This window comes from Psychrobacter sp. T6-1 (assembly GCF_052258445.1).
Map to the genome: position 1 here is coordinate 1 of NZ_JBQQFC010000310.1, position 2,736 is coordinate 2,736.

The following is a 2,736-nucleotide window of genomic DNA, read 5'->3' on the forward strand; positions in this document are numbered from 1 at the left end:
CGTAGCCGCGTTGGCATGGTGTTTCAACATTTTGAGTTGTTTCCGCATCTGACAATTATCGATAATTTGACTGTGGCACAAATCAAAGTCTTGGGACGAAAAGAGGACGAGGCCAAAAAGAAAGCTATGGCGTATCTTGATCGCGTTGGGTTAACCGTACAAGCCGCTAAATATCCCGCCGAGCTCTCTGGTGGTCAGCAGCAGCGCGTTGCTATTGCCCGTGCTTTGGCAATGGACCCGATAGCCATGCTGTTCGATGAGCCCACCTCAGCGCTTGATCCTGAAATGATTCAAGAGGTGCTCGATGTGATGGTAGAGCTGACCCGTGATGGTATGACGATGATGTGCGTGACCCACGAGATGGGATTTGCCAGCCAGGTCGCCAATCGTATTATCTTTATGGATGAAGGTCACATCGTTGAGAACTGTAGCAAAGATGAGTTCTTTGAAGGCGCAAAAAGTGAGCGCGCACAGCAATTTTTATCAAAGATCTTAAATCACTAATTATGATGATAAGCATTATTTAAAACGTCCTAAAAAGGGCGTTTTTTTATGTTTAAAAGGTTTTTACATTTATCTTTTGCAGAGATGATTTGAGCTTACAAGTGTTCTTGGTTTGTTGTTACAATGGTTATCATACTTGCAAATTTACGATAAAGAATATTTGAGCAAATCGGAGCTTATATGACAGAGCAAAATACAGTGACTGCAAAAACGTCCTTTGACGAAAATGGCGTGGTTATTATCGGTGCAGGCCTCGCAGGCTGGCATGTGATTGATGCGATTCGTAGTAAAGATAAGGACATCCCAATCACCTTAATCACCGCCGATAGCGGCGATCGCTATCACAAACCTATGCTAACGATGGCAATCAGTCAAAACAAACGCGTAGCAGATTTGGTGCGGGCAACAGGCGCTGATGCTGCAAAAACCGCTAATATAACTTTGCTCGCTGATACGCAAGTCAGCGATATCGACGCAGCCGCTCAGCAGTTGCATCTGGTCTCCGCCACGCGCTCAGACCCTGCTAACATGGCTTATGCCACGTTGGGGTATGACAAGCTGGTGCTAGCTATGGGCGCGCATCCTATCTTCCCCAAGAGTTTGCCTGAGAATTTAGTCTGGCATGTCAATCACATCGAGCGCTTTGGGCAGTTGCAAGAAAAGCTAGGATTGGGCAGTCAACGCGTTGCTATCGTTGGTGCTGGCATGGTGGGCACTGAGATCGCAGAGGACTTGTTAAAAGCAGGTCATAAGGTGACTTTGCTTGATCTAAACGATGCCCCACTTGCGCAAATGCTACCTGCAAAGGCTACCGCGCGTATTGCCAAAGCGATAGAGTCGCAAGGCATACAGTTTTTGGGCGGTTATCAAGTCACAAATGTTAATCGTAACGATGATGACACGCTGACGCTTAGTTATGAGTCTTTAAAAAACAACAGCGAGTCTACAGAAAACCAACCTACTAGCCTGATCGTCGATCACGTGATTGCCAGTACCGGTCTCATTGTTGATGACAAGTTGCCCGCTGCAGCAGGCATCGAGTTTGATCGCCGTACGGGTATCGTCGTTGACGCCTCAACGTTGCAAGCTCAATCAAGCCAAATTCAGTCAAACCCTATTTATGCTATCGGTGATTGTATGTCAATCGATGGGGTCGCCTGTCGCTATGTCGCACCATTACGAGCGCAAGCGGCAACGATTGCAGATGATATTTTGGGTACTGATCATAGCGGTTATGAGCACAAACCACCTATGATACGTCTCAAAAATAAAGCCATCTCGGTCATGGTCGTAGGCACGCCGCAAGCTGATGGCAACTGGCAGGTTACCACTGAGAGCGAGGACGAGCTGGTCATGGATTTGATCAAGGACAATAAGGTGAGCGCCACAGTGACTATCAAGGCCCCTGTAGTCATCAAACCCTAGCTAAAGCTTAAATCATTTAAATGATACGTACCGTATCGGTATTATTGACAAGTCTTGAATGAAGGCGCTATAGTAGTGGTAGACAAAGCTGTGGAATATATGTTCTATTAGCAATAGCTTATAGATTCTACAGATAAGCACAACGAAAGGACTCGTTATGACTCAAACTCCTAATTTTGATACTATTCTTAATAATGTCCCAAGCATAAACATGGGCGAGCGCTCGGCGAATGCGCCGCTCACTAAGAGCTACGATAAAGGCCCTGATGTGCCGCTTATTGAGGCGACTATTGGTGACTTTTTTGATGCTATTGCTGACAAGTATCCTGATCGTATGGCGCTGATTTCCTCGCATCAAAATATCCGCTGGACCTACAAAGAGCTACAACAGAAGGTCAATCAGCTGGCAAGCGCCATCATAGAGATGGGGCTTGAGATTGGCGATCGTATCGGCATCTGGTCGCATAACAATAGCGAGTGGCTACTGATGCAATTGGCGACCGCCAAAGTGGGTATCGTCCTTGTCAATATTAACCCCGCTTACCGCACCTTTGAGCTGCAATACTCACTCAATAAATTAGGCTGTTCGGCGCTGGTACTTATGCGCCATTTCAAAAGCAGCGACTATGCGCAAATGGTACGCGAGCTGTGTCCTGAGATCTATCACAAGACTTATAATCAGCTTGATTTGGTTGAGATTCCAACGATTGAGCGTATTATCTGGATTGATGAGCCGGGCAATGATGACAACTTTGATTATATGCAAAAGTTTTCTGACTGGATGAGTGAAGGCGACGCCAATGATCC

Annotated in this window: 3 protein-coding genes; all 3 read left to right on the plus strand. The window is 46.3% G+C overall.

Features of this window, described 5'->3' with window-relative positions:
* A partial coding sequence (locus ACTXGO_RS12100; protein WP_443574723.1) for an amino acid ABC transporter ATP-binding protein occupies positions 1-504 on the plus strand: 504 nt, incomplete at its 5' end.
* 180 nt (positions 505-684) lie between these two features.
* Positions 685-1,929 carry an FAD-dependent oxidoreductase gene (locus ACTXGO_RS12105; protein ID WP_317200201.1) on the plus strand — a complete coding sequence of 415 codons (1,245 nt, stop codon included), beginning with the start codon at positions 685-687 and terminating at the stop codon, positions 1,927-1,929.
* A gap of 157 nt (positions 1,930-2,086) precedes the next feature.
* Positions 2,087-2,736 (plus strand): AMP-binding protein (locus tag ACTXGO_RS12110; RefSeq protein WP_443574725.1); only part of this gene is annotated, 650 nt, incomplete at its 3' end.